Raw genomic sequence first — 21,237 nt, forward strand, 5'->3', positions numbered from 1 at the left:
TGTTTTAAGACGAAATTAACAAGAGTATGCGGTACTGGATGGGCTGAGTCAAGATTGTGAAGTATGACCGTGAAAAATTCTGGCTAACACCTTAACTAAAAGATCATAGAACCTTAGTAATTATGGGACTTCTCCTCAAAGTGCGACTTTAGATTTGAAAAGAACCCGGGAAGAGAAAAAGCCAGTCGGTCTATAAATTCATTTAGCATTTCTAATCCTTCCGTATTCAGATTGGAAGCTTCAATGCTTTGAATAAGTTTCTCAAATAATTTATCTTCAGAATACTGACCATTGAGGTAGTTGGCTAGATAATAGTACCAGTGAATCTTGGGTACAAGATTTTCCCGACCCATTTCCTCTGTTTCGCGCTCAAGAAGATTATACTTTTTAGTGATCTTAATCACTTCAGCAGGTTTTTCTGCTGTAGTTAGCAACATTAGGTAGTTTGAGAAAAACCTGCCCCAGCGATGTTCGAATACATGCTTTCGATTCTCATACAGGAAGTTACCCGCAAAGGTTTCTGCAATATTCAGCCGTTTATTCCTCACCAGTGTACGAACGTAATGTGTGGCGAATCCAAGCTTTTGATGATGGTTATAGGAACTTTTAAAAAGTTTATAATTTTCAGTCAGTAGATCCAGCGCTTCCCTGTTCTTATTCTTTTTCAGCAGGATCGCTACGAGATTATTCAGGTAGAAAAGCTTATCGCTATTATCCTGTTTAACCGACAAATGTGCATAATACTCAGCCTGATCCAGGTCCTTTAAATTCGAATGCAGGATCACCCGGTTCGCATAATAATTAAAAAGCACACGCCTGGAGTACAACAATCCATGTTTAAAGCAATCATCGATATAATCAAAAACCTTACGCGCCTTCTCATATTCCTTGTAGTTGAAATAGAGAAAAACCAGCCTGATGAATGCATGATATTTATTGCGTCCATCCAGCTTATCGTCATATAGATATTCCAGTAATCTGGATTCCCAATGCTTTGTATTGATCTTTTGTGAGGTGTATTGCCGGGTTAGATCCTTAGTTGCATGAAAAATCTCATCTTTTACAGCCAGGGAGCGTTCATAGGCTTCCAGATTCTGTTTTAAAAAAGCTTCGGTAAGCTCACAATCCTGATATCTGAATCTTACCAACAAATAATCCTGGTATTCTCGAACCAGTTCATAGAATTTCTGGAAATAGAACGAGGTTTGATCGTAGACATTAATATTTTCCAGCAGTTCTTTTTCTTCCACGGAAGTAATTGTATCTGTCAACACCTGTTTTTCTATAAAACTCAGGTATTCCAGATGCGCATCCACATCGGCTCTCTCAAGTTTATGCGTTATCCACTTTTTGATATAAGCATATTTGCGCTTATCAATCTCTTCATCAAAGTCTTCTGAAGTAAAAAAGCGTTCAGCATTTCTACATACTTTATTTAAAATTTCCTCTTTCTCATCATCCCGTATCCTGTTCGCCTTCTGAAGAAAAGATGCTTCATGAGGCAAGACCCCTTCAGAAAAGTCGGTGAATATTTTAAGTTTAGACTTCATTAATCTAGAAAAATCTTTATTCGTTCATTAACGGCTTCAGCTTTTTCAAAATTCACAAAATGTCCCGCTTCATCGATCACCTCAACTTCAAGATCCTGAAATTTTTCTTCGGAAGTTTCTATCAAACCTTCTATACTTTCTGAAGGATGAAAATATTTGTTTGGAATGAGCATATCATTCTTTCCGAAAATCATTAACACAGGAATTTTAATGTTTTGAATCTCATCGATTACTGGCTCCTCCAGCATTGCATGAATGTTACTGACTACTGTTTCAGCATAATCAGGAAAGTCTTCTGCCTCTTTCATAGCGATCCTATCATCTACCATAGATTGAGCATCATCAGGAAAACTGTAAAAATTCAGCTTATAATTTGCTAGAATCTGCTCATCTGAAGTATTTACAACCATCGCTGGTGTATATGCAGATTTCATGACTGAAGCCTCCTGCTCTGTAAAAGTCTCTATTCCGGCTGGTGCGATAAGTATCAATTTTTGATAAGTCTGTGGATATTTTAACACGGAATGCATCGCGATCTGCCCACCCATGGAATGACCAACAAGTACAACATTAGACAATTTCATATTATCAACCAGATCATGTAGAACTTTAGCATATTCAGCTAAGCTATAATCGGTTTTGCTACGGGAAGATTTGCCATATCCCGGTAGATCTATTGCTATACAACGGTAATTCCCGGTAAGTCCCTCGAGGTTCTTCTTCCACGAATCCAGGTTACTGGACAGACCGTGAACGAAAACTAAAGTTCTGTCTCCACTACCTTCGTCGGTATAGGCAATTGTTTCATGATTGATTTTGATAGTTTTCACTGGAAGTTCGTAGGTTGCTAATTCACTAATTGTTTGCTGTGCACTTAAGGAGCTTAGAACAATACTAAACAGACTAAATAATATTCTTTTTTTCATCTTGTAGGAGCTTATACATTTTCTTTAATTTTTTACGGTCAATTTTACCGATCCCGGACTTAGGTAACGAATTGAGAAATACAATATGCCTGGGAATTTTGTAAGATGCGAGATAGTCTTTAAGCTTTTCCTGCAGTTCTTCTTCGGTTAATTTCTGAATATTTCCAACCAGAAAAGCTACTCCAGCTTCCCCCCAGTTTTCATCTTCAACACCTATGACTGCCGCCTCCTTAACCAGATTCTTTTTCAGCAATACGTTTTCGACCTCCAAAGGATAAATATTCTCTCCTCCCGAGATAAACATCTGGTTCTTTCTTCCTACCATATATAGAAAACCTTCGGAATCTATTCTTACAATATCACCGGTTTGAAACCAGCCATCTTTTATTTTTTCAAGAGTATAAGCTGAATTGTTCCAGTAGCCAGGAGTAACAATATTTCCACTCAGGTACAACTCTCCGGCTTCGCCAGCCATTACTTCACGATCTTCGTCATTTAAAATTTTATAGTCCACGTAAAAATTTGGTTTTCCGATAGAACCTTTTTTCCATAGAGCATCATGATGATGCAGAGAGGTGATACAAGGCCCCGCTTCGGTGAGTCCGTAGCCCTGCCGTAAAAGAATTCCTTTTTCTGCCCATTTATCTATAATTGAAATGGAGAGATCTTCTCCTCCTACAACAATATATTTTAGCTGTGGTGCTTTAAAATTCTGGAAAGCCTGGTGTTTAACCATCATTCTAAGCATGGTGGGAATAGCAAGAAACAGACTTATGGAATTATTCTCAATATAATCCAGCACCTTTTTAGGCTTGAATGCTTTCAGAAAATCTACCCTTGCACCACGGTGCAACATTGGTAACAGCAACACATTCCAACCGGAAGTATGATAAGGCGGCAAAGCATTCAGTGTAAAATCTGCGGAAGTTATTTCTAATTGTACTGAAGTATTTAAACTATTCCAGAAGAGCATTCGGTTGGTATACAAAACACCTTTTGGTTTTCCGGTTGTTCCTGAAGTATAAAAGATAAAGACCGGTTGCTCAGGTTCAATTTCAGCAGGGATTGCTTCTGAATTTTCTCTGGATGAAGCTTTGAAGATTTGGCTTATTTCGATCTGATTAAAATATACTTTTTCTCTTAGTTGAACTGTTTTCGCTTGATATGCCTTTTCAAAAATAACCAGTGATGGTTCTACGTCCTTGATGCAGTATTCCAGTTCTGAAACCAAAGCTCTGTAATTAAGCGGAACAAGTATTGCTCCCATTCTTTGAGCAGCGATAAAAAGTATGAGGTATTCTGGGGAATGTGAGGCAAGCACTGCAATTCTATCTCCTTTTTCGATAGAATATTCGATTCTTAAGTGATTTTCGAGCCGAATCGAAAGATCATTTAGTTCCTTGTAAGTATATGAGGCACCCGTGTCTACAGATGCTACCCCCTTCTTATCTGGAGTATAGACAGACCATTTTCCTATCCAATCAAAATAATTCATGTTTTCTTTCTACTAATTAAATATAGAGAATTACCAATAATAAAAGATGCGACAACAGCGATCGCTGCTGAAACTCCCGGGTTGTTCACCGGCTCCTGCATATACGGGGTAATCCTTCCGTAGTAAATAATAAAATGAAGTGCTACTGCTGAAAAACTTGCGATGAATACTGCATTCTTGCTAACCTTCTTGAAATATATCCCAAAAAGCACCGGCACAAAGGCAGCAGCGAAATAGGCATAGACCCCATTCTGAGCAAAAATCGCCACACTTACATTTGGATCTACGATCTGGTCGTAACTTAGAAAGAAGCTCACGATTGCCAGTATAATGATCACAATTTTATTTAATCCTACTTGATTAAAATTCTCCTTTTTACTTAATGGTGCTATTAGATCTGTCGTAATCGTGGTGGAAAGTGATTGTATCAAAGCCTCTAAAGTAGATAGCCCCGCTGAAATCAAACCGGCAACGATAATAACACCGATTCCCGCTGTAAAAGTTTTCACTACATAAGCCGAAACCAATTCATCCATTTTCAAGGCTGTTCCATCAAGGCTTAGATCTGGAAAAGTGAGTCTCGCATAAAGGCCAACCACTACTACAAGGAAGAAGATACTCATGCAACCAATTGCTACGGTAAGATATTGATTGATGGACTTTTCACTTCTAAGAAATAATGTCTTTGTAATAATATGTGGTTGACAAACGATGGCGATCCCAATGATGATCTGGCAGACGATGATTTCAAAATAATCCCGGAAAAGAAAACTTTCAGAGTTTGTGGTTTTCGTCAAATTAGGATCGATCTCACTTAGCAGACTCGCAAATCCTTCGAAACCATTAGAAAAATACTCAGATCCTGAAGCTAAAAGGATCACTGCTACCACGAACATGATAATCGCCTGTACTGTATTGGTATACACCATGGAATTGGCTCCACCAAACATGGTATATCCAAAGACAAAAGTGATCAACCCCATTAGAACATAGAAAGGCTCAAGGTTTAATGATTTTGATATGATCTGGGTAAGTCCCACGCAAATAAGAACTATGAAGGTAATCAATAATAAAGACAGGATCGCAAAGAAAATAGTAAGTCCTTTGGAATCATACCGCTTGCCTATCCATTGTGCCATAGTTAAAGCTTTGACAGTAGAACCATGTTTCTGAAATGCTTTGGTAAAGAATATGAGAGAAGCAAAAATTGCAATGGGCATCACCACCCCAAAAGATATGATTCCGGAAAAACCATATAAAGCTATAAAGCCAGGATTTATGATGAATGTTGCCGCACTGGTCATGGAAGCAGCAAGACTTAAGCCAACCGCCCATGCAGGAAAACCATTACTTCCAATTGCAAAGTCATCCATATTCTTCGTTTTTAGATTTCCTCTTATCACGAAGAAGAGGATGATAAGAGCATAGACGACTAGAAGAATAGTGACGTAAAGTGACCAGATTTCTGAAGCGAACATATATGATTGATTACAAAATGTGAATGTAGGATTCTACATGAACAGATTAACATGAATTTATGAAATAAAAAGTAAGACTTAAGTAAGAATAAAAGAATATTATTCATGAGCCATTACCAACAAAGACCTTATCAAAGTGCGACTTCCAGAATAAAGGTTTTGATCACGCTTTTTGATACATTTAGGGCAGCATTAATTCATCGATCATGAAACGTCGACAATTTCTTCAGAAAACCGGGATCAGCATAGGAGCACTTAGTATAAGTTCCAGCCTTTTTCCTCAAAATATATTAGAACCTATGAACATCAAACCAAAACCTGTTGCGGTGGCAACCTGGAATTTTCAAAACGCAACCAAAAAAGCCGGGTCAATGCTGGAAAATGGTTCCAGCGCCCTGGATGCTGTGGAACAGGGAGTGATGGTAGAAGAAGCCAATTTAAAGAATACTACTGTTGGTAATGGCGGCGCGCCAGACCGGGACGGGAATGTTACTTTAGACGCTTGCATCATGTCACCAGATGGAGACGCCGGCGCAGTGGTTTACCTAAAGGAGATCGCACATCCGGTTCAGGTAGCGAGGAAAGTGATGGAAGAAACTCCGCATGTCATGCTAGCCGGTGAAGGTGCCTTACAATTTGCGATTCAACAAGGGTTTAAGAAGAAGAACCTGCTTACCGAAAGCTCGGAAAAAGCCTGGAAAGACTGGCTGGAGCATAAAGAATACAGACCTATTATAAATATTGAGAACCATGATACCATTGGGATGCTATGTATGGATGACAAAGGAGATATCGCCGGAGCCTGCACCACTTCCGGACTTTCCTATAAAGTGAATGGCCGTGTTGGTGATTCTCCTATTATTGGTGCAGGACTTTTCCTGGATAACGAAATTGGTGGAGCTGTGGGTACCGGAATGGGCGAAGCAATTATGAAAAGTGTGGGTAGTTTCCTGATCGTGGAACTAATGCGTCAGGGAATGTCTCCGCAGGAAGCCTGCAAGGAAGCGGTCATGAGAACTGTTCGCAAAGCACCAAATCATAAGGATTTCCAGATAGCGTATGTAGCACTCAACAAAGCCGGGGAAATTGGATCTTACTGTATCCACAAAGGCTTCAGTTATGCTAAGTTTCATGAAGGGATTAGCAGCGACAACCTTAGCCCCTCTTATTTGGATTCTTAGTTTTATATCTTTCTGCGGAACGATATAATCTTTGTAATTTTGAGCTAATCACGAATTTTATTAAACATTTCTAATGGCCGATCAAAAACGCCTTTTTTTACTGGACGCATACGCATTAATTTTCCGAGGATATTATGCTTTTATCAAAAACCCTCGAATTAATTCCAAAGGTTTTAATACCTCTGCGATCATGGGATTTACAAATTCTCTTTTTGATGTTATAAGAAGAGAAAAACCAGATCATTTAGCGGTTTGTTTCGATAAGGATGGCAGTGAAGCCAGAACTGAAATGTTTTCAGACTATAAAGCGAACAGGGATGAAACTCCTGAACCTATACGTGAATCCATCCCCGTAATACAGGAAATTCTTCGCGCCATGCATATTCCAGTAGTGGAATGTGCCGGAATGGAAGCAGATGATATCATTGGAACTCTCGCCAAGCAGGCAGAAAAGGAGAACTATAAGGTATATATGGTGACTCCAGACAAGGATTTCGCTCAGCTGGTTTCAGAAAATATCTTTATGTATCGTCCTGCCAGAATGGGAAATGGGATTGAGATCTGGGGAATACCTGAAGTTCAGAAGAAATTTGAGGTGGAACGTCCGGAGCAGGTGATCGATTTCCTCGGAATGATGGGCGACTCCGTCGATAATATTCCAGGACTTCCAGGAGTTGGTGAAAAAACTGCTAAGAAGTTTCTGAAGAAATACGGAAGCATGGAAGGTTTACTGGCAAATACCGATGACCTAAAAGGCAAGATGAAGGAAAAGGTGATCGAAAATGCTGAATTAGGGCGATTATCCAAAAAGCTGGCGACCATATTTATTGATTGCGATGTAAAGTTTCATGCTGAAGATTACGAACTTTCCAAGCCAGATGGTGACAAAGTACAGGAGATCTTCGAAGACCTTGAATTCAGAAGATTGAAAGATCAGTTTTTAAAATTATTTTCTGGAGAAGAAGAGAGCACCCCTACGCAGGTGAGCAATTCGCCTTCAGCAAAACAAAATGCACAAACCGCTGGCGCTGGACAGTTTTCATTATTTGGAGGTGATGGCGAAGAGATCGAACGAACATCATCGAGAACAAATCTGGCTGATACTCCGCATTTTTACCAGTTGCTTGAAACAGAAATGGCACAAAAGCTATTTTTCGAACGACTGCTTATGCAGAAAAGTGTTTGTTTCGATACTGAAACCACTGGATTGAACCCACTGGATGCAGAATTAGTAGGAATTGCTTTTTCCTGGGAAACTGGGAAAGGCTACTATCTTCCATTTCCGGAGGAACGCGAGAAAGCACAGGAATTGATAGAAAAAATACGTCCTTTCTTTGAAAATGAGTCTATAGAAAAGATAGGTCAGAATCTTAAATATGATATCAAGGTTCTTGACAAATATAATATCGAGGTGAAATCTCCGATCTTTGATACTATGATCGCGCATTATCTTATCAATCCAGATATGCGTCATAATATGGATGTTCTGGCAGAAACATACCTTAATTACACTCCGCAGCCAATTACCGAACTTATTGGAAAGAAAGGTAAGAATCAAAAAAGCATGCGTGATGTGGATCTGAAATCTCAAACTGAATACGGAGTAGAAGATGCCGATATCACTTTTCAGCTAAAAACGCTTTTCGAGAAAGAACTGGAAGATGCAAACACGAGAAAATTATTCAATGAAATTGAAATTCCACTGGTAGAAGTACTGGCAGATATGGAACTGGAAGGAATCAAACTGGACGAAAATTACCTGCAATCCCTTTCCGAAGCATTAACCAATGCCATTAAAGATCTGCAAACCAAGATCTACGAGGAAGCAGGAGAAGAATTCCTGATAAGTTCACCAAAACAACTAGGCATCATCCTTTTTGAAAAACTGGAACTTTCCAAGAAACCTAAGAAAACGAAAACGGGTCAATACAGCACCAGTGAGGACGTACTTTCCGTTTTAGCTGAAGAGAACCCGATCGTTCAACATGTTCTGGATTACCGCGGACTCGTAAAATTGCAGAATACTTATGTGGATGCGCTTCCAAATCAGGTAGAAAAAACGACCGGTCGTGTGCATACCGAATATATGCAAACCATTGCAGCTACCGGAAGACTGAGTTCCAACAACCCGAATTTACAGAACATCCCGATAAGAACAGAACGGGGCAGGCAGGTTAGAAAAGCTTTTGTTCCCAGAGATGAAAATTTCGTCCTGCTTGCAGCCGATTATTCTCAGATCGAATTGCGTATTATCGCCGCTTTAAGTGACGAAGAAAACATGATCAAAGCTTTTAAAGAGGGTGAAGATATTCATGCTTCCACAGCTGCCAAGGTTTTCAATGTGCCACTGAAAGAAGTTACTCGTGAACAAAGAAGCAACGCCAAAACTGTGAATTTCGGGATCATTTACGGTGTTTCAGCGTTTGGGCTGAGCAATCAAACTTCTCTCTCTCGTAGTGAAGCGAAAGATTTGATCGACACCTATTATAAGACTTATCCCAAACTGAGTAGTTATATTGCAGACCAGGTAGAGTTTGCAAGACAGAATGGGTATGTAAGTACTGTACTGGGACGCCGACGCTATTTGAAAGATATCAATTCAAGAAACCAGGTGGTTCGTGGTGCTGCGGAAAGAAACGCGGTGAATGCACCAATTCAGGGTAGTGCAGCAGATATCATAAAACTAGCCATGATCAACATTCATAACAAACTGAAAGCTGGAAACTATAAAACACGCATGCTGTTACAGGTTCATGATGAATTGGTATTCGACGCTCACAAAGAAGAACTGGAAGAAATGAAAACTATGATTCGAGTAGAAATGGAGAACGCCTACAAGCTGCAGGTGCCTTTAGATGTAGAAATAGGAATTGGACAGAACTGGCTGGAAGCTCACTAGAAGACAGTAAATATCTTTAACTAAAAAACCTCGTTAGCAGTACTAACGAGGTTTTTTGACTAACACTATAAACTACTTCTTACTATTATTTAGCTCTTGTATACTCCAGCATCAAAATTCTGATTTCAGAAGCTCTCGTATTACCGGGATCATTTACATATTGGTCTGATTCGATTTTGGTAACATCAAAAGCGAAAGTACCAGATCCAAGATCGATCGCTTTTTCATGAATAAAGGTTTCACCATTAATTGTGAGCTCCAAAACAAGCTTATTATCGCTTACATACCAATTACCTGAATCCATTCTATCAGAAAGGCAACTAAAATCATCACCATCTCCGTCTTCGAAGGTCATCATAGCATTGTTACTTACAAACGTACTATCAGACATAAATGTTATACTCATTGTGTTAAAACAATCAGTTTCATCCAGAAGATTTTTGCTCCCACCCGGAGTAGAGTCGAGATCAACTTCCACATCTGCCATCATTTTCGTTAGATCCCAGCTTCCAACCATATCTGCGGTAGTAACCGTGGTTGCGTTACTGAGCTTTAACTGAGACTCCTGAGAAATATCCTCTTTACTACAACTTTGAGATAAAAATCCAGCGAGTAGGAGGCAGCAATACAATCTAACATTCAGTATTAGTTTCATAATATATATTTAGGGATTACAAACATACAGCAGAATGCTAAAAATTAAGGAATCCTTAACATCGAAAATTAACTTTAAACGCACAAAAAAGCACTTTATCGATCTAAATATCGATAGATATTCCTTTTTGAAGTCCTTTACCTACATTATGATGTATCGTTTGATAGAATTAAGCTTTAATATTTAGGTATTTTATCATACTGAAAACCAGCTGCTTTAAGTCAGATTAAATTTTGATAGTGCTGTTTGCTATATGAATTTATAATTGTACATTTGCACCCCTGTTTTCCCGATTGAGATTCGGGTAAGCGGGATTGGAATGTTTAATAATTAGTAAAATCAATTGGTGTGGACACATTAAGTTACAAAACAGTATCGGCTAACAAAGCCACCAGAACCAAAGAATGGGTTGTGGTAGATGCTGACGGACAAAATTTAGGTCGTCTTGCTTCAAGAGTAGCATATCTACTTAGAGGAAAGCACAAGCCTAACTTCACCCCACATGTTGATTGCGGAGACAATGTAATTGTATTGAATGCGCAGGGAATCAACTTAACTGGAAAGAAATGGGACGCGAAAGAGTACATCCGTCACACAGGTTATCCAGGTGGTCAAAAGAGTCTGACAGCTTCAGAACTTTTCGAAAAAAGTCCTGAGAGACTAGTAGAAAAGTCAATTAAAGGGATGCTTCCTAAGAACAAACTTGGAGCAGAACTATTCAGAAATTTAAAGGTTTATGTAGGATCTGAACATGATCACGAAGCTCAAAAACCTAAAACTATTAACTTAAACGACGTTAAGTAATGGAGGTAATTCACAAAATTGGCCGTAGAAAAACTGCTGTGGCCCGTGTATATGTTTCAGAAGGACAGGGAAACATTACCGTAAACAAGAAAGACCTTAAAGATTACTTCACAACTGGAACACTTCTTTATAAAGTGAACCAGCCAATGATGCTTACCGAAAATGAAGGAAACTTCGACGTTAAAATTAACGTTTACGGTGGAGGTATCACTGGACAGGCTGAAGCAATCCGTCTGGCACTATCCAGAGCTATGGTGGCGCTAGACCAGGAAAATCATGGCGCACTTAAGCCAGAAGGTCTTCTTACTAGAGATCCACGTATGGTAGAACGTAAGAAATACGGACAGAAGAAAGCCCGTAAGAAATTCCAGTTCTCTAAACGTTAATATTATAACCGGAATATTTTCCGGGGAGTTCATAAAAAAATTAATTTTTTGTTGTTATTCTGTTCATGCCGGGCAGAAGTTAGTTTAGCATCTAAACAGTCAGGGCCATACTATTAAGTAGCCACCTGGTTGTTGCTATCTCAACAGAACGTAAACTATTACAAAAATGGCAAACAAAGTAGAAGTAAAAGAATTACTTGATGCTGGTGTTCATTTTGGACACTTAACCAGACGTTGGAATCCAAACATGGCTCCATATATCTATATGGAACGTAACGGGATCCACATCATCAACTTATATAAAAGTGCTGCTAAAATGCAGGAAGCAGGTGATGCTCTTGCAAAGATCGCAGCAAGTGGAAGAAAGATCCTTTTCGTAGCTACAAAGAAACAAGCGAAAGAGATCGTTGCTGAGCAGGCTGAAAAGGCTAACATGCCTTATATCACTGAGCGTTGGCCTGGTGGTATGCTTACAAACTTCGTTACTATTCGTAAGGCTGTTAAGAAAATGGCTTCTATCGATAGAATGAAGAAAGATGGAACTTTCAACTCTCTTTCTAAGAAAGAACGTTTGCAAGTAGACCGTCTTAGAGCTAAGCTAGAAAAGAACTTAGGTTCTATCTCAGACATGTCAAGACTTCCAGCTGCGCTTTTCGTTGTAGATACTACACGTGAGCACATTGCGATCAAAGAAGCACAAAAACTAAACATTCCAATTTTTGCGATGGTTGATACCAACTCAGATCCACGTGAGGTTGATTATCTAATTCCATCTAATGACGATGCTTCTAAATCTATTAGCAAAGTTGTTTCTTACGTTGCAGACTCTATCGTAGAAGGTCTTTCAGAAAGAAAATCTGAGAAACCAGCTAAGAAAAAAGAGGATTCTAATGCTTCAGAAGAGAAAAAAGCTAAACCTGCTGCTCCTAAAGCAGAAAAAGCTGAAGTTCCTTCTAAAGATGCCGAAGACAAAAAGGCAATGAAAGAAGCTAAGAATGATGTGAAGCTTGAATCTAAAAGTGAAACTTTAGATAAAGCCAAATCATCTAACGAAGAAGAATAAAATAACGTTTACATAAAATCTAAAAGTCGTTTAGCTTCTTTCTTTACAGTGAGTTTCTAAACGACTTTTTTCAATAAAAAAACAATATTATGGCTAAGATATCCGCCGCTGAAGTAAATAAATTAAGAAAAGCTACTGGTGCAGGAATGATGGACTGCAAGAAAGCATTAGTGGAAGCTGATGGTGATTTTGACGCTGCAATCGAATTGCTTCGTAAGAAAGGTCAGAAAGTAGCTGCAAAGAGAGCCGACAGAGATTCTTCTGAAGGTGCTGCAATTGCTCAGGTGAATACTGAAAACACTAGAGGTGTTATCATTTCCTTGAACTGTGAAACAGATTTCGTTGCTAAGAATGATGATTTCATCAAGATGGCTAACGATTTCGCTGAAATCGCTCTTAACTATTCTTCTAAAGAGGAATTTCTTAAAGCTGATTATAAAGGGATCACTGTAGAGGAAAAACTTACTGAACAAACTGGTGTTATTGGTGAGAAGATCGAAATTGGTGCTTTTAAAACTCTTGAAGCTCCTTTCGTAGGATCTTACATCCACGCTGGAAATAAGATTGCTGTTCTTACAGGTCTTTCTAAAAGCGTTGATGGAGCAGATGAAGCTGCAAAGAACGTTTCTATGCAGGCTGCAGCAATGAATCCAGTTGCACTTAATGAAACTGGAGTTGATCAGGAAACTATCGATAAAGAAATCGAGATCGCTAAAGATACTTTGAGACAGGAAGGAAAGCCAGAAAATATGCTTGACAAGATCGCTCAGGGAAAACTTCAGCGTTTCTTCAAAGATAACACTTTGGTTCACCAGGCTTATATCAAGGAGAACAAGCAAAGCGTTGCTGAGTACGTGAAGTCTGTAGACAGCGAACTTGAAGTAGTTGCTTTCGAAAGAGTTGCTCTAGGATAATTTATTCTGAATAATATATCAAAAGAGGTTTTATGTATTTAAAACCTCTTTTTTTGTACTTATATTTTTATCAGCTAAACTGAAAAGTTATCATAACTGAAGAATTTCAGTTCCATTAAAAATCATGTTCCATGTCTGCAAGGCCATTTAAATTCAAACATTTTACAATAGAACAGGATCGTTGTGCCATGAAAATTGGTACAGACGGTGTGCTGCTTGGCGCCTGGTCTTCGCTTGCACATGAACCGGAAAGCATCCTGGATATTGGCACCGGAACCGGACTTATTGCCCTCATGATGGCTCAAAGATCTGGTGCGGAACTTATTGACGCGCTAGAAATCGAACAAAATGCTTATGAACAGGCTGTAGATAATTTTGAAAATAGTGACTGGGGTGATCGCTTATTCTGCTATCATGCAGCATTTGATGAGTTTGTGGAAGAAATGCAGGATGAAGAACATTACGATCTAATTCTTTCCAATCCGCCATTTTATACTGAAGATTATAAAACAGGTGATCATCAACGTGATCAGGCTCGTTTTGCTGAAGCTTTGCCTCTCTCCGAATTATTAGAAGGTGCTTCCCTCCTGCTATCCAAAAACGGACGCTTTGATATGATCATTCCTTTTTCTGAAGAGGACACTGCGATTAAGATTGCTAAGACTTTTAAATTATACCATACAAGAATTACCAGAGTAAAAGGAACCGCTGAAGCACCCATAAAAAGGAGTCTTCTGAGCTTCAGTTTTGAAGAAACTTCAGCTGAAATTGAAGATCTGATCATTGAAATATCCAGACATAATTACACTCCGGAATACATTAATCTAGTCAAAGATTTCTACCTGAAATTATAATTGCTTCTCAGTAAAGACTTGGTTACATTTGTTAGAAACACTACACAATGAAACCAGATCTATTCCAGGCTCCTGATTATTACCAGATTGACGACCTGCTATCAAGTGAACATAAAATGGTTCGCGACGCTACCCGTGAATTTGTAAAAAGAGAAGTCTCTCCAATCATAGAAGAAGCAGCACAAACTGCCACATTCCCGAAACAGATTTTAAAAGGCCTTGCTGAAATTGGCGCTTTTGGACCTTACATTCCTGAAGAATATGGAGGTGCAGGACTTGACCAGATTTCCTACGGACTTATCATGCAGGAAATTGAACGTGGAGACAGTGGGATTAGATCTACCGCTTCAGTGCAATCTTCCCTGGTGATGTATCCAATTTTCCAGTATGGAACTGAGGAACAACGGAAAAAGTATCTTCCAAAATTAGCTTCCGGAGAAATGGTTGGCTGTTTTGGTCTTACAGAACCAGATCATGGTTCTAATCCTGGAGGAATGACCACGAACTTTAAAGATATGGGGGATCACTATTTATTAAATGGTGCAAAGATGTGGATCTCAAACTCACCATTTGCAGACATTGGCGTTGTCTGGGCTAAAAATGAAGAAGGACGTATACATGGTCTGATCGTTGAACGTGGCATGGAAGGCTTCAGTACTCCTGAAACTCATAATAAATGGTCTTTAAGAGCCAGTGCTACCGGAGAATTGATATTTGACAATGTAAAGGTGCCAAAGGAAAATCTATTACCAAATAAATCTGGATTGGGAGCACCGCTTGGTTGCCTGGATTCGGCTAGATACGGTATCGCCTGGGGTGCTATTGGCGCCGCCATGGATTGTTACGATACTGCATTGCGTTATGCCAAGGAAAGAGAACAGTTTGGAGTGCCTATTGCCGCAAAACAATTGCAACAAAAAAAGCTAGCTGAAATGATCACTGAGATCACCAAAGCCCAGCTAATGGCCTGGAGACTTGGAACATTGAAAAATGAAGGTAAAGCCACCTCGGCACAGATCTCCATGGCAAAAAGGAATAATGTTGAAATGGCTATCAAAATAGCCCGGGAATCCAGACAAATTCTAGGTGGTATGGGAATTACCGGTGAATACAGCATAATGCGACATATGATGAACCTGGAAAGTGTGATTACTTATGAAGGAACTCACGATATTCATCTATTAATTACCGGGATGGATATTACAGGACATGCAGCTTTCTAAAATAGTAAAAATCATTAGAACCACCTTGACTTAAAATGGCCTTCGACAGGCTCAGTCCGGCTATAAGTGACACTTGATGCTGGTAAGCTAAAAAAATAAAATCCTATAACAAATCAAAACTAGGGCAGCGTTTGCAACGTTTGCCCTTTTTATATTTATCACAACATTTGGATTTTAGCGGTTTCGGCTTTTTCGCCACTACTCCATCCACCTGTAAATACTCTACAGATTTTTCAGAATAAAAGATTAGGACTGCATTTAATAGCATATTTCAAAGTACAGTTTTAAGCACAGGATTTAGTTAAACTAGCTGTAAAAACTGACTAATTTTTTTATAATATATAAGCTAGCTCTTACCTTTGCTGGAAAAATAACCCTATGATGATTAAAGAGATAAACGAAAGTTTAAAACCTCTAACCAACCAGTTAATTAATCATTCACTTTACCAGAAGATCGATAGTCCTGAACAACTGCAATTGTTTATGGAACACCATGTGTTTGCCGTTTGGGACTTCATGTCTTTACTGACTGCCCTTCAGGAAAAACTTACTAAAACCACCAATCCTTGGTTACCGGTAGGAGATCCGGAAACGAGATACCTGATCAATGAGATCGTTCTCGCCGAGGAAACCGATATCAACATGCAGGGTGAGCGACAAAGCCATTTTGAAATGTATCTGGATGCAATGACTGCCGCCGGGGCGAATAAGTCTAAAATCGAAGATCTTTTGATGCAGGCAACTCATGGCACTGATATATTTCTGATCATCGCGACCAGTAAATTACCAGTAAGCATCAAAAAATTCCTGAAGCATACTTTCGAAGTTGTTTATAGCCAGGAACCTCATAAGATCGCGTCAGCTTTCACCTTTGGACGTGAAGGACTAATTCCAGCTATGTTTACCTCTATCATAAGCAAAGTGCAGCAAAAGTTCCCTGAGGAAGATCTGAGTCTGTTCAAATACTACTTTGATCGCCATATTGAACTGGATGAAGATGAACATGGTCCAATGGCATTTAGAATGGTCGAGCAATTATGCGGAAATGATGATAAGAAGTGGCAGGAAGTAAAAGCCGTCGCTGAAAAGTCATTGCAAAGCAGAATAGAATTCTGGGACGGTATCGAAGCTGAAATTGAAGAGCGTAAAACGCTTCAAACAATCTAGAATTAGAAAAATTTATAGCAAAAAAGCCTGAAGTAAATTCTTCAGGCTTTTTTGTTATTCGGTTGTTGGAGCTATTCGAATCTCCAATCCTTCAAGTTCATCGGTAATAGGTATCTGGCAGCTAAGCCTGCTATTATCTTCCACATGAAATGCCTGGTCCAGCATATCTTCTTCCTCGTAACTCATTTCCGGAAGCATATGCTGATAATTGAGCATATAACATTGGCATGAAGCACACATCGCCATTCCACCACAAATCCCAATAGTACCTTCCGGAGCGAGCTCATAAGAGCGAATAACCTCCATAAGATTCATATTCATATCTGTTGGGGCATCGATAACATGAGCCTCGCCTTCACGGTCTATTATGGTGATCTTAACGTCAGACATTTAATTGCTTCTAATTTATACTTTTTACAACTTCTCTTTTAGCTTCTTTCTTACTTCCATCAAAACCACTAACTCCGCTTACAGTAGTATACTTCATCACATACTTCTTGTCTGGGTTAATGAGCTGGTAAGCACTTTGACACATGATTGCAGCTTCATGGAAACCACAAAGAATAAGCTTCAATTTTCCTTTATAGGTATTTACATCACCAATGGCATAAACCCCGGGAATGTTCGTTTGATAATCATAAGTATTATCAACCTTAATAGCATTTTTTTCTATTTCGAGTCCCCAGTCTCCAATTGGACCAAGTTTAGGTGACAGTCCAAAAAGTGGAATAAAATCATCTACTTCTTTGATCTCTTCTCCTCTTGCTTCATCTTTATGCCTTATTACTACAGCCTCAAGCTCATCTTTCCCCTGAAGATCTACAACTTCAGCATCAGTGATCAGATTTATCTTTCCGATTTTCGAAAGTTCATCAACTTTTTCTACGGAATCTAAAGCTCCCCTGAAATCTTTTCTTCTATGCACCAGAGAAACTTCTGAAGCAACATTTGATAAAAAGATACTCCAATCCAAAGCTGAATCTCCACCACCGGCGATCACTACTTTGCGATCGCGATATACTTCAGGATCACGAATAATATAAGCCACTCCTTTATCTTCAAAATCTTTGATAGAAGGAATTGGTGGTTTTCTAGGCTCGAAACTCCCCAGACCCCCAGCAATGACTACGACCGGCGCATGATGTTTTGTACCCTTACTGGTTGTAACGATAAAACTTCCATCTTCCTGTTTGTCTATGGTCTCCGCTCTCTCGCCTAAAGTGAATCCAGGCTCAAATGGCTTGATCTGCTCCATAAGATTATCAACCAGATCACCTGCAAGTACTTCAGGAAAACCAGGAATATCATAAATTGGCTTCTTCGGGTATATTTCTGAACACTGTCCTCCAGGTTGTGGAAGAGCATCGATCAGGTGACATTTCATCTTCAAGAGTCCGGCTTCAAAAACGGCGAATAATCCTGTTGGACCTGCACCGATAATGAGCATATCAGTTTTAATCATTCTTCAGCAAAATTTTAAAGGGTAGATCGATCTATATTTACCACTTTTTCTATTTGAGGCACATATTTCTTAATCGTCATTTCCACACCACTCTTCAGGGTCATTTGATTAACAGAACAGCCAACACAAGCTCCTTCAAGCTGTACTTTCACCAAACGATCATTTTCTTCTATAGATACAAGGGAAATATTCCCCCCATCGCTTTCAAGAAATGGACGAATTTCGGCAAGTGCCTTTTCAACATTTATTTTAACTTCTTCGCTTGTCATTTATTTTTTCTTAACCGCGCTACATCCTGCCATCGTTGTGATCTTAATAGCTTCTGTAGGAGGTAAATTTTTATTTCTGTTCACCGTTTCCTGCACCATATTTCGAGTGATTTCCTCGAATGCACTTTCCAACGGAGTAGCAGTTTGTAAAGCTGCCGGTCTTCCAATATCTCCAGATTCTCTAAGACTCTGTAGTAGCGGAATTTCTCCTAAAAATGGCACTTCCAGATCTGCTGCCAGATTTTTAGCACCTTCTTTTCCGAAGATATAGTATTTATTTTCAGGAAGTTCTTCCGGAGTGAAATAAGCCATATTCTCAACAATTCCAAGAACCGGAACATTGATACTTTCCTGCTGGAACATCGCAACTCCTTTCTTAGCATCGGCTAAAGCAACGTTCTGCGGTGTACTTACAATAACAGAACCAGTGATTGGTAATGATTGCATGATAGATAAATGAATATCTCCCGTTCCAGGAGGTAAATCGATCAACATGAAATCAAGTTCTCCCCATGCTGCATCAAAGATCATTTGATTTAATGCCTTCGCTGCCATAGGTCCTCTCCAGACTACTGCCTGGTTAGGTTTGGTGAAAAATCCTATAGAAAGGATCTTAACGCCATGATTTTCTACCGGTTTCATTTTGGATTTCCCGTCTACTGTAACAGATAAGGGTCTTTCAGCTTCCACATCAAACATGATAGGAGTGGAAGGACCATAGATATCTGCATCCAGGATACCAACCTTGAATCCCATTTTTGCTAAGGTCACTGCAAGATTCGCAGTTACCGTAGACTTACCAACGCCTCCTTTTCCAGAAGCTACGGCAATAATATTTTTAATTCCGGGAATTTGTTTCCCTTTGATCTCCGGCTTCTTTTCAGCAGCTTCGATCTTGATATTTACTTTAATTTTCGCCTTCTCATAAACCTTTTCATGAATGGCTTTCATTACATCAACCTCTGCTCGTTTTTTGATATGAAGAGCTGGTGTACTTAATACTAGATCGACCACCACCTCATCGCCAAAGGTCATTACATTTTGAACCGCACCACTCTCGACCATATTAGCTCCTTCGCCGGCTACGGAAATAGTTTCTAATGCGGATAAAATTTCTTTTCTGTTCAATTTCATAGACTGATTTTAATCAGATTTTTTACAGCTTAATTAGACTGATTCTAAACGCAAATATAAAGGTAAAAGCTAAGAATACGAAGAATTTAGGAATATTAGATCGATAGCTGGATAGCAGTAATTTATGGTAAACTATATTTGGTTAAAGCTCTTTCATGGGATCCCAGAAGAGTTCTTTAAAATTGACTACCTGTAGTTCTTTCACCTCAACACCTTCAGCTTCCAGAAGTTGCTGCATAGCGTTGGTTCCAGAGAAATGATGTTTACCAGAAAGCATTCCGTTTCGATTCACTACTCTATGCGCTGGAACATTTTTATCATGAGAATTATTCATCGCCCAGCCAACCATTCGCGCACTACGGGCGGCACCAAGAGATTTTGCAATGGCTCCGTAAGAAGTTACCCGCCCTTCAGGAATTTCCCGGCAGACTTCATAAACCCTATCAAAAAAACCTGAATTATCTTTCAAAATTAATTATTCAGAATTCTTACCAAGGCAATAACGATGAGCACTGCCATTAATGCTGCCATGAAATAGTTGGAATACTTTGCAAATGACTCTGCTTTCTTTTCGATCTTATCAAAGAGTACTACGTAGAGATACAAAGCTGTAAAACTCCCTAAACACGCAGCGATAGAAAAGGATGAATTTAAGGACCAGTCGTATTCCAGACCACCGCTTAGATTCATTGCTCCTGCAATTGCTACAAAATAAGGAATAGGAAACACGTTCAAGGCAGCGATGAACATGCCTTTATAGATACTATTCGCATTCGCCTTTCGCTTACTTGGGTCAATTCTTTTCTTTTTCTGTGCCTGGATGAAAAAATATACTGCCAGAATACAGAATACTACGAGACCAGCCCGAAGCAGCATCTTTTTAACAAAAGGATTTTCAAAAATATAACCTGCAAGCAGTACCGCAATAAGTGCCTGTATAAATACAATAATACCTGCACCAATGGCTACATAGAGTCCGTTTCTTTTACCTTTTTCCACACAGGTCTTTGCCACGGTCATGTTTACCAAACCTGGAGGCACCACACCAATAAAGGCGGCAAAATAGGTAATAAGGAAAATCTTCGTTTCTTCCAATAATGTCTATTTAATCCGGAATTGAATATAGGTAATAGGTTTACCTTTTTCAAGGTACTGTTTTTCGTAGAAAGTTTGAATTCCGGTTACTTCTTTTGGAGAATATTCATTACTATAAATATCGTGATGAGCATAAAGGATCTCCTGACCCTGCCCATGCAATAAACCTAAAGTATAACCATGCATAAATTCAGAATCTGTTTTTAAGTGCATGAGTCCGTCAACTTTAAGAATATTCTTGTAGCGAACTAAAAACTCTGCATTGGTCAAACGATGTTTTGTACGCTTATATTTTATCTGTGGATCTGGAAATGTGATCCAGATCTCACTAACTTCTGCGGAAGCAAATACATATTCTATCAGTTCGATTTGCGTTCTTATAAAAGCAACATTCTTCATTCCTTCTTCGATGGCAGTTTTAGCACCACGCCAGAAACGCGCTCCTTTTATATCCACCCCAATAAAGTTCTTATCTGGATTCTGCCTGGCCAGCTCTACGGTATACTCTCCTTTTCCACAACCAAGTTCCAGAACTATTGGATTGTCGTTCTTAAAAAGGTCCTTGCTCCAGTTTCCTTTTAACGCAAATTCATTCTCCGTAAGTTCTTCTCTTGACGGCTGAATTACATTTTCAAACTGCTCGTTCTCTCTGAAACGTTTAAGTTTATTCTTGCTTCCCACT

At 39.2% G+C, this 21,237-nt stretch carries 21 protein-coding genes; 9 read left to right on the forward strand and 12 right to left on the reverse strand.

Annotation, left to right across the window (positions count from 1 at the left end):
* Positions 1-113: 113 nt before the first annotated feature.
* Genes JM79_RS14610 through JM79_RS14625 form a run of 4 tightly spaced genes read right to left on the reverse strand, consistent with a single transcriptional unit; the run spans position 114 to position 5,449 of the window.
* Positions 114-1,550, reverse strand: coding sequence for a hypothetical protein (locus JM79_RS14610; RefSeq protein ID WP_141878861.1), 1,437 nt, complete (start codon positions 1,548-1,550; stop codon positions 114-116).
* Positions 1,550-2,476, reverse strand: coding sequence for an alpha/beta hydrolase (locus tag JM79_RS14615; RefSeq protein WP_141878862.1), 927 nt, complete (start codon positions 2,474-2,476; stop codon positions 1,550-1,552). The genes JM79_RS14610 and JM79_RS14615 overlap by 1 nt, the downstream gene beginning before the upstream one ends.
* A complete protein-coding gene (locus tag JM79_RS14620; RefSeq protein ID WP_141878863.1) occupies positions 2,454-3,971 on the reverse strand; it encodes an AMP-binding protein in 1,518 nt (505 codons plus the stop codon). Before JM79_RS14620 ends, JM79_RS14615 begins: the two co-directional genes overlap by 23 nt.
* Positions 3,968-5,449, reverse strand: a complete 1,482-nt coding sequence (locus tag JM79_RS14625) for a sodium:solute symporter (protein WP_141878864.1) — start codon at positions 5,447-5,449, stop codon at positions 3,968-3,970. Before JM79_RS14625 ends, JM79_RS14620 begins: the two co-directional genes overlap by 4 nt.
* 206 nt (positions 5,450-5,655) lie before the next feature.
* Between JM79_RS14625 and JM79_RS14630 the strand changes: the two genes are divergently transcribed.
* Positions 5,656-6,630 (forward strand): N(4)-(beta-N-acetylglucosaminyl)-L-asparaginase, encoded by a 975-nt coding sequence (locus JM79_RS14630; protein ID WP_141878865.1) that lies wholly within the window; start codon positions 5,656-5,658, stop codon positions 6,628-6,630.
* A gap of 73 nt (positions 6,631-6,703) precedes the next feature.
* On the forward strand, positions 6,704-9,529 hold the full coding sequence (polA, locus tag JM79_RS14635) for a DNA polymerase I (RefSeq protein WP_141878866.1): 2,826 nt from the start codon (positions 6,704-6,706) through the stop codon (positions 9,527-9,529).
* An 85-nt stretch (positions 9,530-9,614) separates the two neighbouring features.
* Here polA and JM79_RS14640 read toward each other — a convergent pair whose 3' ends face one another.
* A complete protein-coding gene (locus tag JM79_RS14640) occupies positions 9,615-10,184 on the reverse strand; it encodes a DUF5004 domain-containing protein (RefSeq protein ID WP_141878867.1) in 570 nt (189 codons plus the stop codon).
* Between the two features lie 348 nt (positions 10,185-10,532).
* Here JM79_RS14640 and rplM point away from each other — a divergent pair, with 348 nt between their 5' ends.
* The 7 genes from rplM to JM79_RS14675 all read left to right on the forward strand — a co-directional run bounded on the left by rplM (position 10,533) and on the right by JM79_RS14675 (position 16,595).
* Complete coding sequence (gene rplM / locus JM79_RS14645; protein WP_141878868.1) at positions 10,533-10,988, forward strand: 50S ribosomal protein L13; 456 nt, start codon at positions 10,533-10,535, stop codon at positions 10,986-10,988.
* The gene (rpsI, locus tag JM79_RS14650; protein ID WP_141878869.1) at positions 10,988-11,374 is read left to right on the forward strand and encodes a 30S ribosomal protein S9; all 387 of its coding nucleotides are present in this window, start codon (positions 10,988-10,990) and stop codon (positions 11,372-11,374) included. Before rplM ends, rpsI begins: the two co-directional genes overlap by 1 nt.
* Positions 11,375-11,540: 166 nt before the next feature.
* Positions 11,541-12,437, forward strand: a complete 897-nt coding sequence (gene rpsB, locus JM79_RS14655; RefSeq protein ID WP_141878870.1) for a 30S ribosomal protein S2 — start codon at positions 11,541-11,543, stop codon at positions 12,435-12,437.
* An 89-nt stretch (positions 12,438-12,526) separates the two neighbouring features.
* The gene (gene tsf, locus JM79_RS14660; protein WP_141878871.1) at positions 12,527-13,351 is read left to right on the forward strand and encodes a translation elongation factor Ts; all 825 of its coding nucleotides are present in this window, start codon (positions 12,527-12,529) and stop codon (positions 13,349-13,351) included.
* A gap of 131 nt (positions 13,352-13,482) precedes the next feature.
* Complete coding sequence (locus tag JM79_RS14665; RefSeq protein WP_141878872.1) at positions 13,483-14,205, forward strand: methyltransferase; 723 nt, start codon at positions 13,483-13,485, stop codon at positions 14,203-14,205.
* 47 nt (positions 14,206-14,252) lie between these two features.
* Positions 14,253-15,428 (forward strand): acyl-CoA dehydrogenase family protein, encoded by a 1,176-nt coding sequence (locus JM79_RS14670; protein ID WP_141878873.1) that lies wholly within the window; start codon positions 14,253-14,255, stop codon positions 15,426-15,428.
* Between the two features lie 381 nt (positions 15,429-15,809).
* Positions 15,810-16,595 carry a DUF3050 domain-containing protein gene (locus tag JM79_RS14675; protein ID WP_141879258.1) on the forward strand — a complete coding sequence of 262 codons (786 nt, stop codon included), beginning with the start codon at positions 15,810-15,812 and terminating at the stop codon, positions 16,593-16,595.
* Between the two features lie 54 nt (positions 16,596-16,649).
* Here the strand turns inward: JM79_RS14675 and JM79_RS14680 are convergent, their stop codons facing one another.
* The 7 genes from JM79_RS14680 to trmB all read right to left on the reverse strand — a co-directional run bounded on the left by JM79_RS14680 (position 16,650) and on the right by trmB (position 21,236).
* Entirely contained in the window at positions 16,650-16,985 is a 336-nt protein-coding gene (locus JM79_RS14680) for a 2Fe-2S iron-sulfur cluster-binding protein (protein ID WP_026914088.1), read from the reverse strand.
* Between the two features lie 10 nt (positions 16,986-16,995).
* Positions 16,996-18,057 (reverse strand): NAD(P)/FAD-dependent oxidoreductase, encoded by a 1,062-nt coding sequence (locus tag JM79_RS14685; protein ID WP_141878874.1) that lies wholly within the window; start codon positions 18,055-18,057, stop codon positions 16,996-16,998.
* A gap of 14 nt (positions 18,058-18,071) precedes the next feature.
* Positions 18,072-18,326: a NifU family protein gene (locus JM79_RS14690; RefSeq protein WP_141878875.1), complete on the reverse strand. Its 255-nt coding sequence runs from the start codon at positions 18,324-18,326 to the stop codon at positions 18,072-18,074.
* On the reverse strand, positions 18,327-19,460 hold the full coding sequence (locus JM79_RS14695; RefSeq protein ID WP_141878876.1) for an Mrp/NBP35 family ATP-binding protein: 1,134 nt from the start codon (positions 19,458-19,460) through the stop codon (positions 18,327-18,329).
* A gap of 142 nt (positions 19,461-19,602) precedes the next feature.
* Complete coding sequence (locus JM79_RS14700) at positions 19,603-19,929, reverse strand: MGMT family protein (RefSeq protein WP_141878877.1); 327 nt, start codon at positions 19,927-19,929, stop codon at positions 19,603-19,605.
* Positions 19,930-19,931: 2 nt separating this feature from the next.
* Positions 19,932-20,555: a LysE family transporter gene (locus JM79_RS14705; RefSeq protein ID WP_141878878.1), complete on the reverse strand. Its 624-nt coding sequence runs from the start codon at positions 20,553-20,555 to the stop codon at positions 19,932-19,934.
* Between the two features lie 6 nt (positions 20,556-20,561).
* On the reverse strand, positions 20,562-21,236 hold the full coding sequence (gene trmB / locus JM79_RS14710) for a tRNA (guanosine(46)-N7)-methyltransferase TrmB (RefSeq protein ID WP_141878879.1): 675 nt from the start codon (positions 21,234-21,236) through the stop codon (positions 20,562-20,564).
* Between the last annotated feature and the right edge of the window lies 1 nt (position 21,237).

The organism is Gramella sp. Hel_I_59 (genome assembly GCF_006714895.1).
Lineage (GTDB): Bacteria > Bacteroidota > Bacteroidia > Flavobacteriales > Flavobacteriaceae > Christiangramia.